This window comes from Bartonella sp. AA56HLJMS (genome assembly GCF_042197145.1).
GTDB lineage: Bacteria > Pseudomonadota > Alphaproteobacteria > Rhizobiales > Rhizobiaceae > Bartonella.
The window spans coordinates 25,864-44,277 of record NZ_JBHIRL010000004.1 but is presented as its reverse complement, the minus strand read 5'-3'; the positions used below and the strand labels follow the sequence as shown (position 1 = coordinate 44,277).

The window sequence follows — 18,414 nt, the reverse complement described above, 5'->3', positions numbered from 1 at the left end:
TTATTTTTATTATTTATAGTTTTAAATAAAGGCTGTTGGATTGTTTTGTAAAATTTGAATCTTAAGATGTGGGTTGGAGCTTTTTAATGTGTGGAATTATTGGAGTTCTTGGAAAGAGGTGTGTTACGTCCTCTTTGGTTGAGGGGTTAAAACGTCTTGAATATAGAGGGTATGATTCATCTGGGGTGGCAACGGTCCATAATGGGCATCTTTATCGTGTACGTGCTGAGGGGAAGCTTGTTCATTTAGAAGAAAAATTAAAAAAAACACCTCTGGAGGGAAGTTTAGGGATTGGTCATACCCGTTGGGCTACGCATGGAATTGCTGTTGAACGCAATGCGCATCCCCATGTGACTGAAAAGCTTGCGATTGTTCATAATGGTATTATTGAAAATTTTGTAGAACTGCAAAAGGAACTCATAGAGGATGGTTGTATCTTTGAAACAGAGACGGATACGGAAGTTATTGCACATTTAATAACGCGTGCATTAAAAGATGGTCTTTCTCCGCAAGAAGCCATACGTACCAGTTGGAAAAGGCTGCAGGGGGCTTTTGCTATTGCTCTTATTTTCGAAGGTGAAGATAACCTTATGATTGCGGCTTGTTCTGGTCCACCTCTGGCAATTGGTTATGGAAAAGATGAATTTTTTGTGGGGTCAGATGCCATAGCTTTGGCACCATTCGTTGATTATATTAGCTATATGGAAGATGGGGATTGGGCTGTTCTCACACGGGAAGGTGTTACAATTTATGATGCTAATAACCAACCGGTCAAACGTCCTGTGACGACATTACTTGAAGGGGCTTTATTGATTTCTAAGGGTAATCATCGTCATTTTATGCACAAGGAAATGTTTGAACAACCTGAAGTGATTTCTCATAATTTGGCACATTATCTTGATCTTGGAAATTATGTCGTTCGACCGCTTAAGAATTTGATTGATTGGAAAAATATTCATCGGCTTCTTTTTGCGAGTTGTGGAACGGCATATTATTCAACCTTAGTTGCGCGCTATTGGTTTGAGAAATTTGCCGCTTTAAGTGTTGATAATGATGTTGCTTCGGAGTTTCGTTATCGTGAACCTCCTATAACGTCTGATGTGTTATCGCTGTTTGTTTCTCAATCTGGTGAGACAGCTGATACATTGGCTTCTTTGCGTTATTGTCGTGAGCGGGGTGTAAAAACAGCAACAATTGTGAATGTAGAGCAATCAACAATGGCAAGGGAGGCTGATTTTATTCTCCCAACACTTGCTGGACCGGAAATAGGTGTTGCTTCAACAAAAGCTTTTACCTGTCAATTGGCAACGCTTGCTTCACTCGCTCTTAGTGCGGCTAAACAACGTGGCTATCTCTCGGCTCAAATAGAAAAGCAACTGGTTCAACAGTTGGCAGAAGTTCCACGTATTTTAAATGAGGTCTTAAAATTAGAGAGAAAAATTGAATGTATTTGTCGTGATTTGGTGAATGCAAAAAGTGTTCTTTATCTGGGACGTGGAACTTCTTATCCGATTGCTTTGGAGGGAGCTCTTAAACTGAAAGAGCTTTCTTATATTCATGCTGAAGGTTATGCGGCAGGTGAATTAAAGCATGGACCAATTGCTCTGGTGGATGAGACAATACCCGTTATTGTTGTTGCACCTTATGATCGGTGGTTTGAAAAAACTTTTTCTAATATGCAAGAAGTGGTAGCGCGTAATGGTCGTATTATTTTAATAACCGATAAAAAGGGAGCAGAAGTAGCTTGTCTTAAGACTTTATCAACGATCACTTTGCCAGATGTTCCAGAATTTATTTCTCCTATTATTTATGCACTCCCTGTTCAGTTAATCGCTTATCATACGGCTGTTTTATTAGGAACAGATGTTGATCAACCCCGTAATTTAGCAAAATCAGTCACGGTTGAATAAAAGTATATTTCTGAATCTTTTGGAGAATAATCAAGTGTAAGAAATTGATTTATAATGAAACTTATTTTTTCATTTTTCTCTGTTGAACGAGAATACTGAAGAAAGGTTTTTTATTCCTAAATCCTTTACGATAAAACGAAAAATATTTTCTTACCTATCAAAAAATAGATCAGTTATGTGAATATAATGGTAAAAAAAGACGCAATATTGCTTCTACTGTTTTAATGCAGTTGATTTGTTATTCGTTCATGAAGCATAAAGATGGTAAGAGACTGCGTAGATCATTAATGGGTAATTCTAAGAGAAAATCATATTTGAACAGAGAGGTATTTAAGTTTTTTATTAGAGGGTTTTTGTTATCCTGCTCGTAAGAGGCGTGCAGCATCGTTGTGTCCGAAAAGATAAAGGAGCAACCGTAAAGCTTGTCCTTGCTCAGAAGAAAGATGAGGATCGCGTTGTAAAAATAAACGAGCATCTTTTCTTGCCATTGACAAAAGATCGCTATGAACTGCAAGGTTTGCTATATGAAATTCAGGGACTCCAGATTGTTTTGTACCTAAAAGCTCTCCTTCGCCTCGTAGGCGCCAATCTTCTTCAGCGATTTCAAAACCATCTTCTGTATTGCGGATAATATTAAGGCGTGTTGCTGCTGTTTTAGTCAGTGGATCTTTATAGAGCAAAATGCAGGAAGACTTTTTATCGCCTCGTCCTACACGTCCACGTAATTGGTGCAATTGTGAAAGGCCAAAATGTTCCGCGTGTTCGATGATAATGATCGAAGCATCTGGAATATCTACTCCCACTTCAATGACTGTGGTTGCAACTAAAATACGTGTATTTCCACATTTAAAAGATGCCATAGCGGCTTCTTTTTCTGCTGTAGACATTTTTCCATGGATCATACCAACGTGTGCTCCAAAGCGCTCATGGAGAAATGCAAAGCGGTTTTCAATTGAAGTGAGATCAAGAGCTGTCGATTCCTCTACTAAAGGACAAATCCAATAGAGCTTTTCTCCTTTTTCTAATGCAATTGCGATTCTCGCTATAAGCTCATGAAGACGTTTCAAAGAAAGCGTTGCTGTTGTAATGGGTTGTCGTCCCATTGGTTTTTCGGTAATTTTAGAGACATCCATATCACCAAAAGCTGTTAAGACAAGTGTGCGCGGAATGGGCGTGGCGGTCATAACCAGCATATCAGCTTTATTGCCTTTTTCTGTAAGAGCGATACGTTGATGGACACCAAAACGGTGTTGTTCATCGATAATGGTTAAAGCGAGATTATTATAAGTAACGCTGTTTTGTATGAGAGCATGAGTTCCGATGACAATAGAAACTTGACCTGACAGAATATCATTCACGATATTTGTCCGCAATTTTCCTTTTTCTCGTCCTGTTAAAAGGGTTGTTTGTAATCCGACCTTTTCGGCAAGAGGAGCGATGGTGGCAAAATGTTGCCTAGCAAGCACTTCAGTTGGTGCCATTAAAGCTGATTGTCCTGAATTTTCAGCAATTTGTGCCATTGCCATCAATGCAACAACAGTTTTTCCTGCGCCTACATCACCTTGAAGTAGTCTTAGCATCGGTTCTGGTGAAGCAAGATCATTTGCGATATCTTCTACTGCTTTTTTTTGTCCGGTTGTGAGTTGAAAGGGGAGGATATTGAGCAATTTGTTAGTATAAATTCCTGTTGCTGGTCGAGAAGTGCCAACAAGAGATTTAGTTTTCAAACGCACGAGTCCTAGCGCCAATTGACAAGCAAACAATTCATCATAGGCAAGGCGTTTGCGTGCTGTACTTTCTAAGGATAGATCATCGGGGTTAATGGGCGCATGGATACGGCGTAAAGCAACAGAAAAAGAAGGAAAATTTTGCTGCTTTTTTACATTTTCATCTATCCATTCCGGTAGAAGAGGAATAAAATCAAGAGCGTTTTGTATGGCGCGTCTTAGTGTCTTGGCCGCTAGTCCTGCAGTAGATGGATAAATCGGTTCGATGAGAGGTATCTGATTTGATTGTTCGCTTGGGGCAATATAGTCTGGATGCGCCATTGAAAGCTGTCCATTAAACCATTCAACTTTTCCTGATATAATGACTTTTTTTCCTTCGGGAAGTTGTTTTTTTAGCCAAAGAGGTTGAGCATGAAAAAAGACTAAATTTATTTTTCCTGTTTGATCATGGGCAATAACACGATAGGGAATTCGGTTATGACTACGTGGGGGTGGTTGATGTTGATCGATGACAATTTCAAGCGTAATAGTATCTCCTTCTTTTGCACAAGCAATGCTGGGACGCATTCTGCGGTCTATAACGGAATGGGGCATTAATTGAAGAAGGTCAATAAGGGTTGCTTCGCGTTGTGTGGGATTAACATCTAAGAGTTTGGTCAATAAACCATAGACTTTAGGTGTAATACCAGAAAGAGTTCGGATAGAATTAAAAAGTGGGGTAAGAAGACTTGGAGGCATGAGCAAATTTAACCTGCCCTTTTTGTTTTTTCTAGACCTTTAGAAGAGCTTTTTGGGGATAAAGTCATAAAGAGGAGGTTGCTTTATTTACACATTGAACTTTAGGAAGAGAAATTAATATTTAAAGAAAAATACAATTAAATGGTCAAAAATTAAAGTGCTTAGATGAGGTATATTGTTTTTCTTTTTATTTTAGGTGTTTATTTGCTGTGAATAGAAGCATTTTCTTGATAGAACTCTCTTATAAATATTAATAAAATTGGGATATTGCTCCTATGTAGGATGATGAATTTATAGCTTTAAAGTTTGATGATAAACAGAATTTTTTCTTTTATAAGGGGTGCTGTTTAGCATTTATTTTGTAATGGGAAATTGTGAGAGTGGTAAAAACTAAAATGCAAATGCAAGAGAACAAAAATTCTCTTCCTCGCTTTATTCATTTGAGAGTGCATTCAGCTTATTCCTTGCTCGAAGGGGCTTTAAAAATCCCCCAAATTATTCAACAGACGATTTCAGATCATGCACCAGCGGTTGCTATTACCGATACCAATAATTTATTTGGTGCTTTGGAATTTTCACAGCATTGTCTTTCTCATGGGGTCCAACCTATTATTGGTTGTCAGCTTACTGTTGATTTTTGTGATGAAAATGATCATTCACATTTGGCTAAATGGCGTAATGCTTCTGATTTCTGCTCTATTGTTCTTTTGGCTGCTAGCGAAACCGGTTATGCTCATTTGGTTCGTCTTGTGAGCCGTGCTTATCTTGATAAGTGTGATACTGATCCTCCTCATATTAAAGCTGATTGGTTGTCAGAACACAGTGAAGGCATAATCGCTTTAACGGGTGGAAAGGGAGGACCTATTAATCTTTCTTTGGCAGAAGAGAAAAAAGAACATGCTGTTGAGCGCTTAATTTATTTGAAAAAATCTTTTGCTGATCGTCTTTATGTGGAGTTACAACGGCATGGCTCTTATGACCGGAGAGTAGAAGCTGATCTTATTGAATTGGCTTATGCGCATGAAATTCCTCTTGTAGCAACGAATGAAGCTTTTTTTCTGCAAAGAGAAGGGTATGAAGCGCATGATGCGCTGATGGCTGTTTCAGAAGGACAAATTGTCTCTAATCCAGATCGCAAACGTGTGACACCAGATCATTATTTGAAGTCACAAGATGAAATGGTTACACTGTTTTCTGATCTTCCAGAAGCTTTGGAAAATAGTGTTGAAATTGCATTGCGTTGTCATATTGCCTCGCCTCTTCGAAAACCGATATTGCCTCGTTTTATAGAACAATCTGTTAATTCAGAAACTACTTTAGAAATAGAAGATAGTGAGTTATTAAATCAGGCTAAAGATGGTTTGAAGATTCGGCTTGAAACAATAGGGTTGGCTGAAGGGTATACGATTGCAGATTATGAACAGCGGCTTGATTATGAAATTTCAGTTATTACGCGTATGCAATTTTCTGGATATTTTCTTATCGTTTCAGATTTCATAAAATGGGCAAAGGTTCATGACATTCCCGTTGGACCAGGCCGGGGTTCTGGTGCTGGTTCACTTGTTGCTTATGCATTGACGATTACTGATGTGGATCCCTTGCGGTTTTCTCTTCTCTTTGAACGTTTTCTGAATCCAGATCGTGTTTCGATGCCAGATTTTGATATCGACTTTTGTCAAGAGCGGCGCGAAGAAGTTATTCAATATGTTCAAAAAAAATATGGACGTGATCAAGTTGCTCAAATTATTACCTTTGGTAAGTTACAGGCACGTGCAGTTTTGCGTGATGTGGGGCGTGTTTTAGAAGTTCCTTATCGTCAGGTGGATTATCTTACAAAATTAATTCCTGCCACCCCAGGAAGTCAGGTAGAATTAGCAGATGCTATTAAGGATGAACCTAAATTTGAAGAAGAAAAGAAAAAAGATCCCGTTGTTGGACGCGCATTAGATATAGCGCTTCAGTTGGAGGGACTTTATCGTCATGCTTCAACTCATGCTGCTGGGATTGTTATCGGAGATCGTCCACTTTGGGAGCTTGTCCCGATGTATCGTGATCCTCGTTCTGATATGCCTGTTACACAATTTAACATGAAATATGTTGAACAAGCGGGGCTGGTAAAATTTGATTTTCTTGGATTAAAAACGCTTACTGTTTTGAAAATGGCAGTCGATTTTGTTGCCAGAAAGGGGATTAAAATAGATTTATCAAATATTCCTCTGAATGATGAAGCAACCTACGCTATGATGGCACGTGGTGAAACGGTTGGCGTGTTTCAGGTGGAAAGTTCTGGTATGCGCAAGGCGTTGATTGGAATGAAGCCAGACCGTATTGAAGATATTATTGCGCTGGTTGCACTTTATCGTCCAGGTCCAATGGAGAATATTCCAACCTATAATGCACGCAAACATGGGGAAGAGGAAATTGCTTCTATTCATCCTAAGATAGATCATCTGATCAAAGAAACACAAGGTGTTATTGTCTATCAAGAACAGGTGATGCAGATTGCTCAGGTTCTTGCTGGCTATTCGCTTGGAGAAGCTGATTTACTACGTCGTGCTATGGGGAAAAAAATTCATGCTGAAATGCAAAAACAGCGTACGCGTTTTGTCAATGGAGCTGTTGCAGGTGGCGTGGATAAAGATCAAGCTGATATTATCTTTGATCTTTTAGCAAAATTTGCCGATTATGGTTTTAATAAATCGCACGCTGCTGCTTATGCAATTGTTTCTTACCAAACGGCTTATATGAAAGCAAACTATCCCGTTGAGTTTTTAGCTGCTTCAATGACATATGATATGACGAATACAGATAAGCTCAATGATTTTCGGCGTGAAGCATTAAGGTTGGGTATTGAAGTTATTGCACCTTCTATACAAACATCTCATCGTGTTTTTGAGGTTGGTGATAATTGTATTTATTATTCTCTTGCTGCCATTAAAGGTGTGGGAGAAACTGTTGTAGATCATATTGTTTCTTGTCGTGGGAGTAAGATTTTTAAGGATTTGGAAGATTTTTGTGCGCGTGTTGATCCTCGTATTGTTAATAAGCGTGCGATGGAAAGTTTAGTTTGTGCTGGTGCTTTTGATTGTTTTAACATTGCACGTGAGGTTTTATTAGCCAATCTTGGAACCCTTCATGCGCGTGCACTTCGTATTCTCGATGACAATTCTAGCGGGCAGGTTGATATATTTGGAATGGCAGGCGGATTAAAAGAACCATTGATTTTATCGCAAACAACCCCTTGGTTGCCGGCTGAGAAACTTTATCGAGAATTTCAAGCTATAGGTTTTTACTTTTCTGCGCATCCTTTGGAGGAGTATCAAGCTATTCTGAACAAAAAACGTATTCAGACTTGGGGTAATTTTGCCAATGCCGTTAAAGGGGGAGCAACGGCTGCACGGCTTGCTGGAACTGTTGTGGCAAAAAACGTGCGCAAAACAAAATCTGGTAAAAAAATGGGAATTATTCATTTTTCTGATACAAGTGGACAATATGAAGCAGTTCTCTTTTCTGAGGCACTCTCGGATTATGAAGAGATGCTAGAACCCGGAAAATCTTTTATTATTACGGTGAGCGCAGAAAATCGTTCTGAAGGAGTTAGTTTGCGAATTGAAACAATTCAGTCTTTGGAAAATGAATCATTACAACAGCATAAAATGATGCGTCTCTTTATAAAAACAGTTGATATGCTTCCACAAATTGAACAAAATTTAAATCTTGGGGGGAATGGAGAGGTTGGGCTTATTTTAATTCAAGAGGATGGATTGCGAGAAGTCGAAATTGCGCTTCCTAAGCGATATAAGGTAAATTCACATGTCGCAAATGCTATGAAATTAATTCAGGGTGTTGTTGATGTAGAATTGAGTTAAAGAAAGATTAAAGATGGGAGCTGATTTTGAGTGGTGTTTTTGCTTTTAGGAGAGCTAAAAATTAAGCTTTTAAAATTAGATTGTAGGTTTCGAAAAGTATTGCTTTTATTAGAGTAAATTATGATATTTTTTAGTGTCATAAAATTAAAAAAATCTCGTTCTTTCGTAATATTCAAAGTGCCGGAAGAATTTTATAAGTTTTTATCATTATTTTTTATAGAATTCATCGCATCATACATGTAAAGCCAATTGAGATCTGACATAATGCTCTCTGGTGTACGAATTTTCATCATGAGATTGCGTGCAATTGCTATGGGACCGGTTGCGTGATAGGCTAATCTATTGAAATCTCCGCGTTTTTTTACTGCTACAATACGCGGGGTGCGTGTTGTTTCGTAAAGCGAAAGTGCTTTCGTTAATGAAAAATCTTTCAATGAAAGTGCTTTTGCTAATGTGGCGGCATCTTCGATTGCCATAGCGGCGCCTTGTGCTGCAAAAGGTAAGGCAGCATGTGCGCAATCGCCAACAAATACTTGTCTCTCTAAACCGATAAAACGATTTTGTTTCATTTGAAAAAGTGGCCAATAACTCCATTCATCAATATGATCGAAGATTTGTAAGATTTTTGAATTCCAATCTTTAAAAAGAGATTTGAGTTTTTCTTTATCTCCTTTATGGGCCCATCCTTCTTTTGAATTTTCTCCATGCGTAATGGCGACAAAATTAAAAATTTTTTCTGACGATTGAATAGGGTAGACAACAAGATGATTTTTGGGTCCCATCCAAGCCGTAATTGTCTTCATATTTTGCAATGAAGAACGAAAGTTTTGAGGAAGATTATCAGATGTTGTTGTTGCACGCCAAGCAATAAAGCCACTAAAATTTGCTTTTTCATGAAAAGGAGATTGTTGCCGTAATGTTGACCAAACGCCATCACATCCGATCAGGAGGGGCGTTGAATAAAGCTGTTCTGTTGCCGTATCTATTTTTATTGTCGTGATTTTAATGTTGGTTGCCGATTGGGTAGAAGATACAATCGTTTCGCCTGCTTTGTATTTGATCAAAGGATTTTCAATCACTGCATTATATAAAATTTTTTGTAAAGCCGCGCGGTGAATCGTCATATAAGGGGCTTTCCAATATTTTTCTGTTAGATTAATAAGATGAGCCCGTAGATGTATTTTTAAAGATAATCCATCTTTTAACTCAAAAAAATATGGGATTGTCGCGACTTCAGTGAGTTTGTTAAGAAGTTTCCAGCGAGCAAGAATAGATGTTGCATTTGGTGTCAGTTGAATACCAGCGCCTATCGTTTCAAGTTGCTTACACTTTTCGATAATGGTGCTTGCAATTCCTTTATGAGCGAGTGCTAAAGCAGTGCTTAAACCAGCAATTCCTCCTCCAACGATGATGGGTGATTGTTCCACAAATGATTTCATATTAAACAAGCAGAATTAAAAGAGGGGTTATTAAGAAAGCCAAAAAACGCAATTATAATAGCTTTTCTGGATGATATAAGCATCCTGTTGGGTTTGTTTGATCGTATGATAGCGAGGGAACATAACGATAAAGGGTTGAGCAGTAAGGGCAAATTTTCTCATCTGCTGCTCCCATATCGATAAAGATATGAGGATGATCGAATGGTTGTGTAGCGCCTACACACATAAATTCTTTCACACCAATTTCGATTGTTTTATATCCAAGGTCATTTTGAAAATGAGGAATGTTGTGATCAGCCATGGCGTACAAACTCCAGAATAAATTTTCTCATCAGCTATGATTGGGCTCTTCTATTTTATAGGCGTGAGTTTGTAATAAAGCGTATAATAATGCAAGCTGCTTTTTAAGACAAATTTTTACTCTTTTATGCTATATTAGAATAGTTGTCTTACTTTTAGTGCTTTGCGCATAGCAATAATTCCAAGTATTTTTAAATATTAAATGGAAAAATGATGAGGGAAGTTAGGCATTGATATATTATTATGATGATAACATAATCAAATGTTATGTGAGATATTTCGTCAAGGATTTTAGAAAATATAAAAGAAAATTATTTAGGATATATGGAACAGAGGGTGGTAAATAAAATTTCTATATCGAATATAACAATGAAAAATCCGGTACGGTTTATTAATCGAGAGTTTTCATGGCTACAATTTAATAATCGTGTTTTGATGGAAGCGGCTAATTCGAAACATCCTTTATTAGAACGTCTACAATTTCTTTCTATTTCAGCTGCAAATCTTGATGAGTTTTTTATGGTTCGTGTTGCAGGACTAGCAGCTCAAATTCGTGCTCGCGTTACAGCGTGCAGTGCAGATGGGCACACTCCACAGGAACAACTTGATATTGTATTAGCTGAGATTTCAAAGCTGCAGGCTCACCAACTACGAGAATTGAATGTTTTACGTGATGAATTAAAAAAGAATGATATTGAAATTATTTGTTCTGATGATCTTTCAGAAATTGAAAAATCATGGCTTGAAAAATATTTTCTTGAGACAATTTTTCCTGTTTTAAAACCTTTACCTGTTGATTCTACTCATCCTTTTCCGTTTATTCCTAATTTAGGGCTTTCTATTGGGCTTCAATTGTCTGGAGAAACTGATCAGAATTCACACACAGTATTGTTGTCTATTTCAATGCTTTTAAGGCGTTTCGTTCTTCTTCCTCAAGAAGGTAATCATTTTCGTTTTATTGCATCTGAAGATGTTATTTGCCTTTTTATTAAACATGTATTTCCTAACTATGAGGTTAAAGGAATTGGTACATTTAGAATAATCCGAGATAGCGATATTGAAGTAGAAGAAGAAGCTGAGGATCTTGTTCATTTTTTTGAAACTGCTCTAAAAAGGCGGCGCCGTGGGCAGGTTATTCGAGTTGAGTTTGACGCAAAAATGCCAGAGAGTTTACGCCAATTTATAGCGAATAGTCTCGCTGTTCCTGATAATTGTATTAATGTCCTTGACGGATTTTTAGCGCTTAATACGGTATCAGAAATTGTTTCTATTCCCCGCGATGATCTTAAATTTATTCCTTATATTTCTCGTGTTCCAGAATGTATTCGTGAACATCATGGGGATTGTTTTGCGGCTATTCGTGAAAATGATATTGTGATTCATCACCCTTATGAGACATTTGATGTTGTTGTCCAATTTTTACGTCAAGCTGCTTGCGATCCTGATGTTGTAGAAATAAAACAAACACTTTATCGTACATCAAATGATAGTCCAATTGTTGGCGCTTTGATTGAAGCAGCTGAACAGGGAAAGTCTGTGACTGCTTTGGTAGAACTTAAAGCACGTTTTGATGAGGAAGCAAATATTCGTTGGGCCCGGGATCTTGAATGTGCTGGGGTTCAAGTTATTTTTGGTTTTATTGCATTAAAAACGCATGCTAAGATGTCATTAGTTGTGAGACGTGAGGGAAAACGTCTTCGCTCTTATGTTCATCTTGGAACAGGAAATTATCATCCCATTAATGCTAAAACTTATACCGATCTTTCTTTTTTTTCCACGGATGATGATATCGCTCATGATGTTGCGTTATTATTCAATTATATTGCGCAATACGAGCGTCCAAATGAAACAATGAAGATTGCTTTTTCACCCTTAACACTGCGTGGTCGTATCTTAGAGCATATTGAGGGAGAAATTGTTCATGCACAACAGGGAAGGTTTGCTGCTATTTGGATGAAAGTTAATGCATTGGTTGATCCTGAAATTATTGATGCTTTATATCGTGCCAGTCAAGCAGGGGTGCAAATTGATTTGGTTGTGCGGGGGATATGTTGTTTACGTCCTGGTATTCTAGGAATTTCGGATAATATTCGTGTAAAATCAATTGTCGGGCGTTTTCTTGAACATAGTCGCATTTTTTGTTTTGGGAATGGTCAAGATTTGCCTAATGAAAATGCACTCGTTTACTTAGGCTCTGCTGATATGATGCCTCGTAATTTGGACTATCGTATTGAAATATTGGTTCCGGTTTTTAATAAAATAGTGCGTCAAAAAATTCTTTTACAGATTATGTTAGCTAATATCATTGATAATCAACAAAGCTTTGATATACTTAAGGATGGAACATCAAAACGTATTACACCGCAGATAGGTGAAAGTCTATTTAATGCGCAGGAGTATTTTATGGCCAATACAAGTTTTGCGGGGGAAAATGAGTCTTTTGAGTCTTCTGTTTCGCGCTTGGTTGCGTTGCATCGGCAACAAGCCGAAATACATAAAGACTAAAATCCAATGACATATAGAGATGCTCAAGGTCGGTTAAAAGGGCGTAAGCCTGTTGCTGTTATTGACATTGGCTCAAATTCTGTTCGGTTGGTTATTTATGAGGGGCTTGTTCGATCACCAACAGTTTTATTTAATGAAAAGATTCTTTGTGGTCTCGGTCATGGTGTGGCGAAAACAGGATTTTTAGAAGAAAAATCGATGAAAATGGCGTTGCAAACACTGAAACGGTTTCGTACGCTTTGTCGACAGATTGGGGCAGATGAGGTCTATACTTTAGCAACAGCAGCAGCACGAGATGCACAGAATGGCGTAGCATTTATTCAGCATGCTGAAGATATTTTGCAAAATAAAATATATCTTCTTTCAGGAAGTGAAGAAGCTATGTATTCAGCATATGGAGTTGTGTCTACTTTTTATCAACCAAAAGGTATTTCTGGGGATCTTGGTGGTGGAAGTCTTGAGCTGATTGATATTGATCATTCTGATGTTGGTGAAGGGATAACGCTCCCATTGGGTGGTTTAAGGCTACAGTATATGTCAAATAATGATAGTGCTGTAGCTACAAAAATTGTACATGAGCAATTTTATAAATCGTCTGTTGTTCGTGCTCGTAAAGGTATAGCACGTTATTTTTATGCAGTAGGGGGGACATGGCGTAATTTGGCAAAACTCCATATGGCAATGAAACACTATCGGCTCCCTGTTATGCATGGCTATGAAGTTGATGCCGTTGAAATGGAGAACTTTTTACGTCTTGTAGCACGTGGCAATATTGATAATATGAGAGGGATTGCAGCGGTTTCTCAGAATCGTCGAAAACTTTTATCTTATGGGGCAATAGTTCTTATTGAACTCATTCAGTGTATGGAGTTTGAAAAGATAATCTTTTCTGGTGCTGGCGTTCGTGAAGGTTTTCTTTATTCACGTTTGCCGCAGGCGATTCGGCTTTCAGATCCTCTCATTGCAGCATGCACAGAAATGGCTATTTTACGGGCACGTTCACCAAAACAAGCAGAAGAACTCATTGATTTTACGACGAATGCTTTTGAAGTTTTTGGAATTTCAGAAACCGAAAATGAATGCCGTTATCGTCAAGCCGCTTGTCTTCTTGCGGATATTGGTTGGCGTATACATCCAGATTATCGAGGCAATGAAGCAGCAAATCAAATAGCTTTAGGATCTTATCCAGGAATTTCTCATGAAGGGCGCCTTTATGCGGCACTTGCTGTTTTTTTTCGCAATACGAGTTTATTGGTTGATAAAGAATCTCTTCCCATTTTTCAATTAGCAACTCAAAATATAATTGAAAAAGCACGTATTCTTGGCGAAACTATGCGTATTGCTCATCTTTTTAGTGCTTCTGTTGCAGGAATTTTACCTCATTTATTGTGGCATAAAAAAGCAGATCATATTATCCTGCAGATCCCAAAGAATTACGCTGGGTTATTAGGAGAACGTCCTCTTGGACGATTACAGAAGTTATCAAAAATAATAAAACAACCTCTCGCTTTTGAAATTTTTTGATTTTTTTCCTAATTTATTCGTGTTTTATGTCTTAATAATAGGGCCATTGACGAGGGATAAACTAGGTAGCCTATCATCATGAGCTGGACAATAGGACTTATTCCATAACGCCCATGCTAGACACCACGCAAAGCATTTGTAATGCCTGAGCATTCATAAAAGAAAACATAATTTTTTATTCTGTTACTTGCATCACAGGATGGATTTTTCACTTCATAAGCTTCATGTGAAAATGAAAAGTTTTGTCCATTTTTACGTGAAAAGGTTTTCTTTTTATGCTGCGTCGTTATAACGTTTCTGTTTAGCTTGCTCGATTATCTTGATAAGATTACGATTGTAACCAACGCGATAAAAAACAAGTTTTAAAGATTTTGGGAGAGATCCATTGGTTACATGACGCTGGAATGTTGAAATACTCATATGAAACAGTTTTGCACTTTCACGGTCTGTCAAAAGAATATCATTTCAGTCATTATAAAATCCTTTCACTATAAAAAATAGAAATAAATCACAACTATTTATTAACCATGATTTTCGAATCCTTTGAAAGGTGTTTAATTTATAAAAAACAGCGCTTTATCATATAATTTCTTATGTGAAACTTTATGAGTCTTATTGAGATGGAATGAGAGAATCTTACGATATTCGGAGGTCTAATTCAATATAAATAACGCTAGATTATCGTTAGAAATCAATATATTGCTTTTGTTAGGTATTTTAGTTGTTATGCTGGCTCGTTTTTGATTGTTAGATTGCAATCTTGGTAGTTTTTAATACGATATGGTGACGTGAGGCATTATATCTTTGTTTGTTCCTATTTCTAGGCTGCTATTTTTGTAATGAATGCGCTTTTATTATCAGAACTTTTTTTTTCAAAACTTTTAAATAAGGAACTGTCTGTTTTTTTAGATTATTTTTAATGGGATTTCTATTTAATTGACCTGATAAAGATTTAGCTATCATTTTAATAAGAGTTTACTATTTAATTTTTTAACTTTGTCAGAAGTAGGCTTTATTTATCCTGTTTGCGTTGGCCTATAGGGCATACCAATTGATGTAGATAATGAGTAGCGTAATGGATTTTTCAAAATGAAAATGTAAATTAAAGCTGTTTTGTGCTTATTTTTCCATCGTTAAAGTAAAACCCTATCTGGCCCTTTAGCAGTTGTTCGGCTTTTTTACCAAATATTTCATAGCGCCAGCCATTCATAGCGGGAATATTTTTCTTTATTCCTCCATTGGCAATTTTTTCTAAATCATTAGATGTTGCAATAATTTTAGGGGCAATGCTGTTTTCATTTGCAACAATTTTTAATAACACTTTGAGCAGATCGATAACAGCGGCTGTCGTATCATTGAGTGGATTATGTTTAGGAATGGGGGGTAAAGTAGAAAGATCCACCTCTAATCCTTCGTGGACAGCTTTGATTAATGATTGAGCAATTGAGAGTTTATCCCAGTTCTTATTAAGACTGCGCAACCGTTTTAATGCAGATTCATCTTTTGGTTGTTGGGTTGCTATTTCTATAAGACATTCATCTTTTATGATATGACGACGTGGCATATTGTATTTTCGTGCTTCACGTTCCCGCCAAGCTGCTATCTTTTGTAATACAGCAAGTTCACGTGGCTTTTTAATTTTTCCTTTCACTTTTTTCCATGCTTCATCTTCTGGCATATCATAGGTTTTAGGATTTAAAAGGATTGTTATTTCATCATCCATCCAGTGAGCTCGTTGATTTTTCTCTAACCTTTTTTTCAATAACAAGTAAACATCTCTTAAGTAAGTTACATCGGAAAGTGCATAGAGCAGTTGTTTTTCAGACAAAGGGCGGTAACTCCAGTCTGTAAAGCGGGAGGATTTATCAAGATGATGCCCTGTACAGCGTTGTACAATTTGATCATAGGAGATAGAATCACCAAATCCACAAATGGATCCTGCTATTTGCGTATCAAAGAGAGGGGAAGGAATAACACCTCCAAGGTGATAAATTGTTTCAATATCTTGGCGCGCAGCATGAAAAACTTTTACAACTTTTTTATCGACCATAAGGTCAAAAAATGGTTGTAAATCAATATCTGGTGCTATGGGATCAATCAAAACTGTAACATCTGGTGAGGCGAGCTGTATTAAACACAGTTGAGGCCAAAAAGTTGTTTCGCGGATAAACTCAGTATCGACTGTTACAAAATCAGAGGTACGTAGAGCGTTAAGTGCAATTTCAAGATCTGTTGTTTGTGTAATAAGATTCATCATTTTATTATAATTCGATAAATTAAATTTGTCCTTTGTTGACTTTATTTTTGAGTTTTTATTCTCATATCTTGACAAATGGTTATTAAAAAGCGTTTGTAGCGCATGTGAATATTATAATCAAAGGCAAAAAACATGCATCGTTATCGCAGTCATCATTGTGCGGCTCTCCGTAGATGTGATGTAGGAACACAAGTTCGTCTTTCGGGGTGGGTTCATCGTGTTCGTGATCATGGAGGGATTCTTTTTGTGGATTTACGTGATCATTTTGGAATCACACAAATTGTTGCTGACCCTGCTTCACCAGCTTTTAAAGTTATTGAAAAAGTGCGTTCTGAATGGGTTATTCGTGTGGATGGGGAGGTATGTGCTCGTTCTGATGAGGTTATTAATGCAACGCTTCCAACAGGTGAGATTGAAATTTTTGCACAAGAGGTAGAAATTCTTTCAAAATCTGATGAGCTTCCTTTACCGGTTTTTGGTGAGCCTGATTATCCAGAAGATATTCGATTAAAATATCGTTTTCTTGATTTGCGTCGGGAGACTATGCACAAAAATATCATGCGTCGGACTGAAATTATTGCGGCTATGAGACGAGCTATGCAAAATAATGGTTTTACGGAATTTACGACGCCACTTTTGACAGCTTCATCGCCGGAAGGCGCACGTGATTTTTTGGTTCCAAGTCGTGTTCATCAGGGAAAATTTTATGCGTTACCGCAAGCGCCACAGCAATATAAACAGTTGTTGATGATGTCAGGTTTTGATCGTTATTTTCAGATTGCTCCATGTTTTAGAGATGAAGATCCAAGGGCCGACCGTCTTCCTGGTGAATTTTATCAATTAGATGTTGAAATGAGTTTTGTTGAGCAAGAAGATGTTTTAGCAACTATGGAACCTATTATGCGTTCTATTTTTGAAGAATTTGCAGATGGAAAGACTGTGACACAAAGCTTTCCTCGCATTTCTTATGATGAAGCAATGCGAAAATATGGTTCTGATAAGCCTGATCTGCGTAATCCGATCATTATGGAAGATGTTTCTCAGCATTTTTATAATTCTGGTTTCAAAGTCTTTGCTCAAATTTTAGCGAATGATGAGAATGCACAAGTGTGGGCTATTCCAGCTAAAACGGGTGGAAGTCGTGCTTTTTGTGATCGTATGAATGTATGGGCACAAGGCGAGGGGCAACCAGGGCTCGGCTATATTTTCTGGCGTGAAGAAGAAGGAAAATTTGAAGGAGCAGGGCCTATCGCCAAAAATATTGGTGAACAGAGGACTGAAGCAATCCGTATACAGCTTGGGCTTGAAAGTGGAGATGCCTGTTTTTTTGTAGCTGGCGATCCAAAAAAGTTTTCATCTTTTGCCGGAGCAGCACGCATAAGGGTAGGGGAAGAATTAGATCTTCTCGATAGAGATAGTTTCTCTTTGGCGTGGATTGTTGATTTTCCATTTTTTGAATGGAATGAAGATGAAAAAAAGATTGATTTTGGACATAATCCTTTTTCTATGCCTCAAGGGGGAGAAAATGCCCTTGCCTGTCAAGATCCTCTTACTATTAAAGCTTTTCAATATGATCTTGTTTGCAATGGTTATGAAATTGCATCAGGTGGAATTCGTAATCATTTACCAGAAATGATGCTTAAAGTTTTTGAACTTGTAGGACTTTCTAAGGAAGTTGTGAAAGATCGTTTCGGTGGTCTTTATCGTGCATTCCATTATGGGGCTCCACCACATGGTGGTATGGCTGCAGGAATTGACCGCATTATTATGCTGTTGCAAGGTGTTAAAAATTTGCGTGAAGTTGCTTTATTCCCTATGAACCAACAGGCGCTTGATCTTTTAATGAGCGCTCCGTCTGATGTTTCTCCTACACAATTACGTGATTTAGGAATCCGTATGGCTCCTACTCACAAAAATAGCTCATAAAGTTGATAATGGATTGTTTTCATCTTTTCTACGTAGAGTGAAGTTTTGATGCCTTTCAAGAGTCAACGATGTGTGCGTGTACTGTTTGTGAAATTTAGATAGGCAAAACGCTATTGTGTTGATTCTTTACGAGGCATTTTTATTCCTTGTTTCTATAGTGGCTTTTCCCCTTGTGATAGGTGAGGAAATAATTACAATTGCTTGATCATGAATAAATTA

The 18,414-nt window shown here is 37.6% G+C and carries 9 protein-coding genes and 1 pseudogene; 5 read left to right on the top strand and 5 right to left on the bottom strand.

The features are described from left to right. Window positions 1–86: 86 nt before the first annotated feature. Window positions 87–1,910, top strand: a complete 1,824-nt coding sequence (gene glmS, locus ACFINI_RS03350; protein WP_375621326.1) for a glutamine--fructose-6-phosphate transaminase (isomerizing) — start codon at window positions 87–89, stop codon at window positions 1,908–1,910. A 356-nt stretch (window positions 1,911–2,266) separates the two neighbouring features. Here the strand turns inward: glmS and recG are convergent, their stop codons facing one another. Continuing rightward, window positions 2,267–4,375, bottom strand: a complete 2,109-nt coding sequence (gene recG / locus ACFINI_RS03345) for an ATP-dependent DNA helicase RecG (RefSeq protein ID WP_375645784.1) — start codon at window positions 4,373–4,375, stop codon at window positions 2,267–2,269. Window positions 4,376–4,776: 401 nt separating this feature from the next. Here recG and dnaE point away from each other — a divergent pair, with 401 nt between their 5' ends. After that, window positions 4,777–8,244: a DNA polymerase III subunit alpha gene (gene dnaE, locus ACFINI_RS03340; RefSeq protein ID WP_375645941.1), complete on the top strand. Its 3,468-nt coding sequence runs from the start codon at window positions 4,777–4,779 to the stop codon at window positions 8,242–8,244. A 191-nt stretch (window positions 8,245–8,435) separates the two neighbouring features. Here the strand turns inward: dnaE and ACFINI_RS03335 are convergent, their stop codons facing one another. Beyond that, on the bottom strand, window positions 8,436–9,683 hold the full coding sequence (locus ACFINI_RS03335) for an FAD-binding protein (protein WP_375645780.1): 1,248 nt from the start codon (window positions 9,681–9,683) through the stop codon (window positions 8,436–8,438). 52 nt (window positions 9,684–9,735) lie between these two features. Continuing rightward, the gene (locus ACFINI_RS03330) at window positions 9,736–9,984 is read right to left on the bottom strand and encodes a zinc-finger domain-containing protein (RefSeq protein WP_375623967.1); all 249 of its coding nucleotides are present in this window, start codon (window positions 9,982–9,984) and stop codon (window positions 9,736–9,738) included. Window positions 9,985–10,307: 323 nt separating this feature from the next. Between ACFINI_RS03330 and ACFINI_RS03325 the strand changes: the two genes are divergently transcribed. Then, window positions 10,308–12,488, top strand: a complete 2,181-nt coding sequence (locus tag ACFINI_RS03325) for an RNA degradosome polyphosphate kinase (RefSeq protein WP_375611537.1) — start codon at window positions 10,308–10,310, stop codon at window positions 12,486–12,488. Between the two features lie 6 nt (window positions 12,489–12,494). Beyond that, window positions 12,495–14,012, top strand: coding sequence for an exopolyphosphatase (gene ppx / locus ACFINI_RS03320; RefSeq protein WP_375611538.1), 1,518 nt, complete (start codon window positions 12,495–12,497; stop codon window positions 14,010–14,012). Window positions 14,013–14,285: 273 nt separating this feature from the next. Here the strand turns inward: ppx and ACFINI_RS03315 are convergent. Next, window positions 14,286–14,471, bottom strand: a pseudogene (locus tag ACFINI_RS03315) (helix-turn-helix transcriptional regulator). 643 nt (window positions 14,472–15,114) lie between these two features. Next, entirely contained in the window at window positions 15,115–16,269 is a 1,155-nt protein-coding gene (gene rnd, locus ACFINI_RS03310) for a ribonuclease D (protein ID WP_375611539.1), read from the bottom strand. 132 nt (window positions 16,270–16,401) lie between these two features. Between rnd and aspS the strand changes: the two genes are divergently transcribed. Next, window positions 16,402–18,195 carry an aspartate--tRNA ligase gene (gene aspS / locus ACFINI_RS03305; protein WP_375645774.1) on the top strand — a complete coding sequence of 598 codons (1,794 nt, stop codon included), beginning with the start codon at window positions 16,402–16,404 and terminating at the stop codon, window positions 18,193–18,195. The last annotated feature ends 219 nt before the right edge of the window (window positions 18,196–18,414 follow it).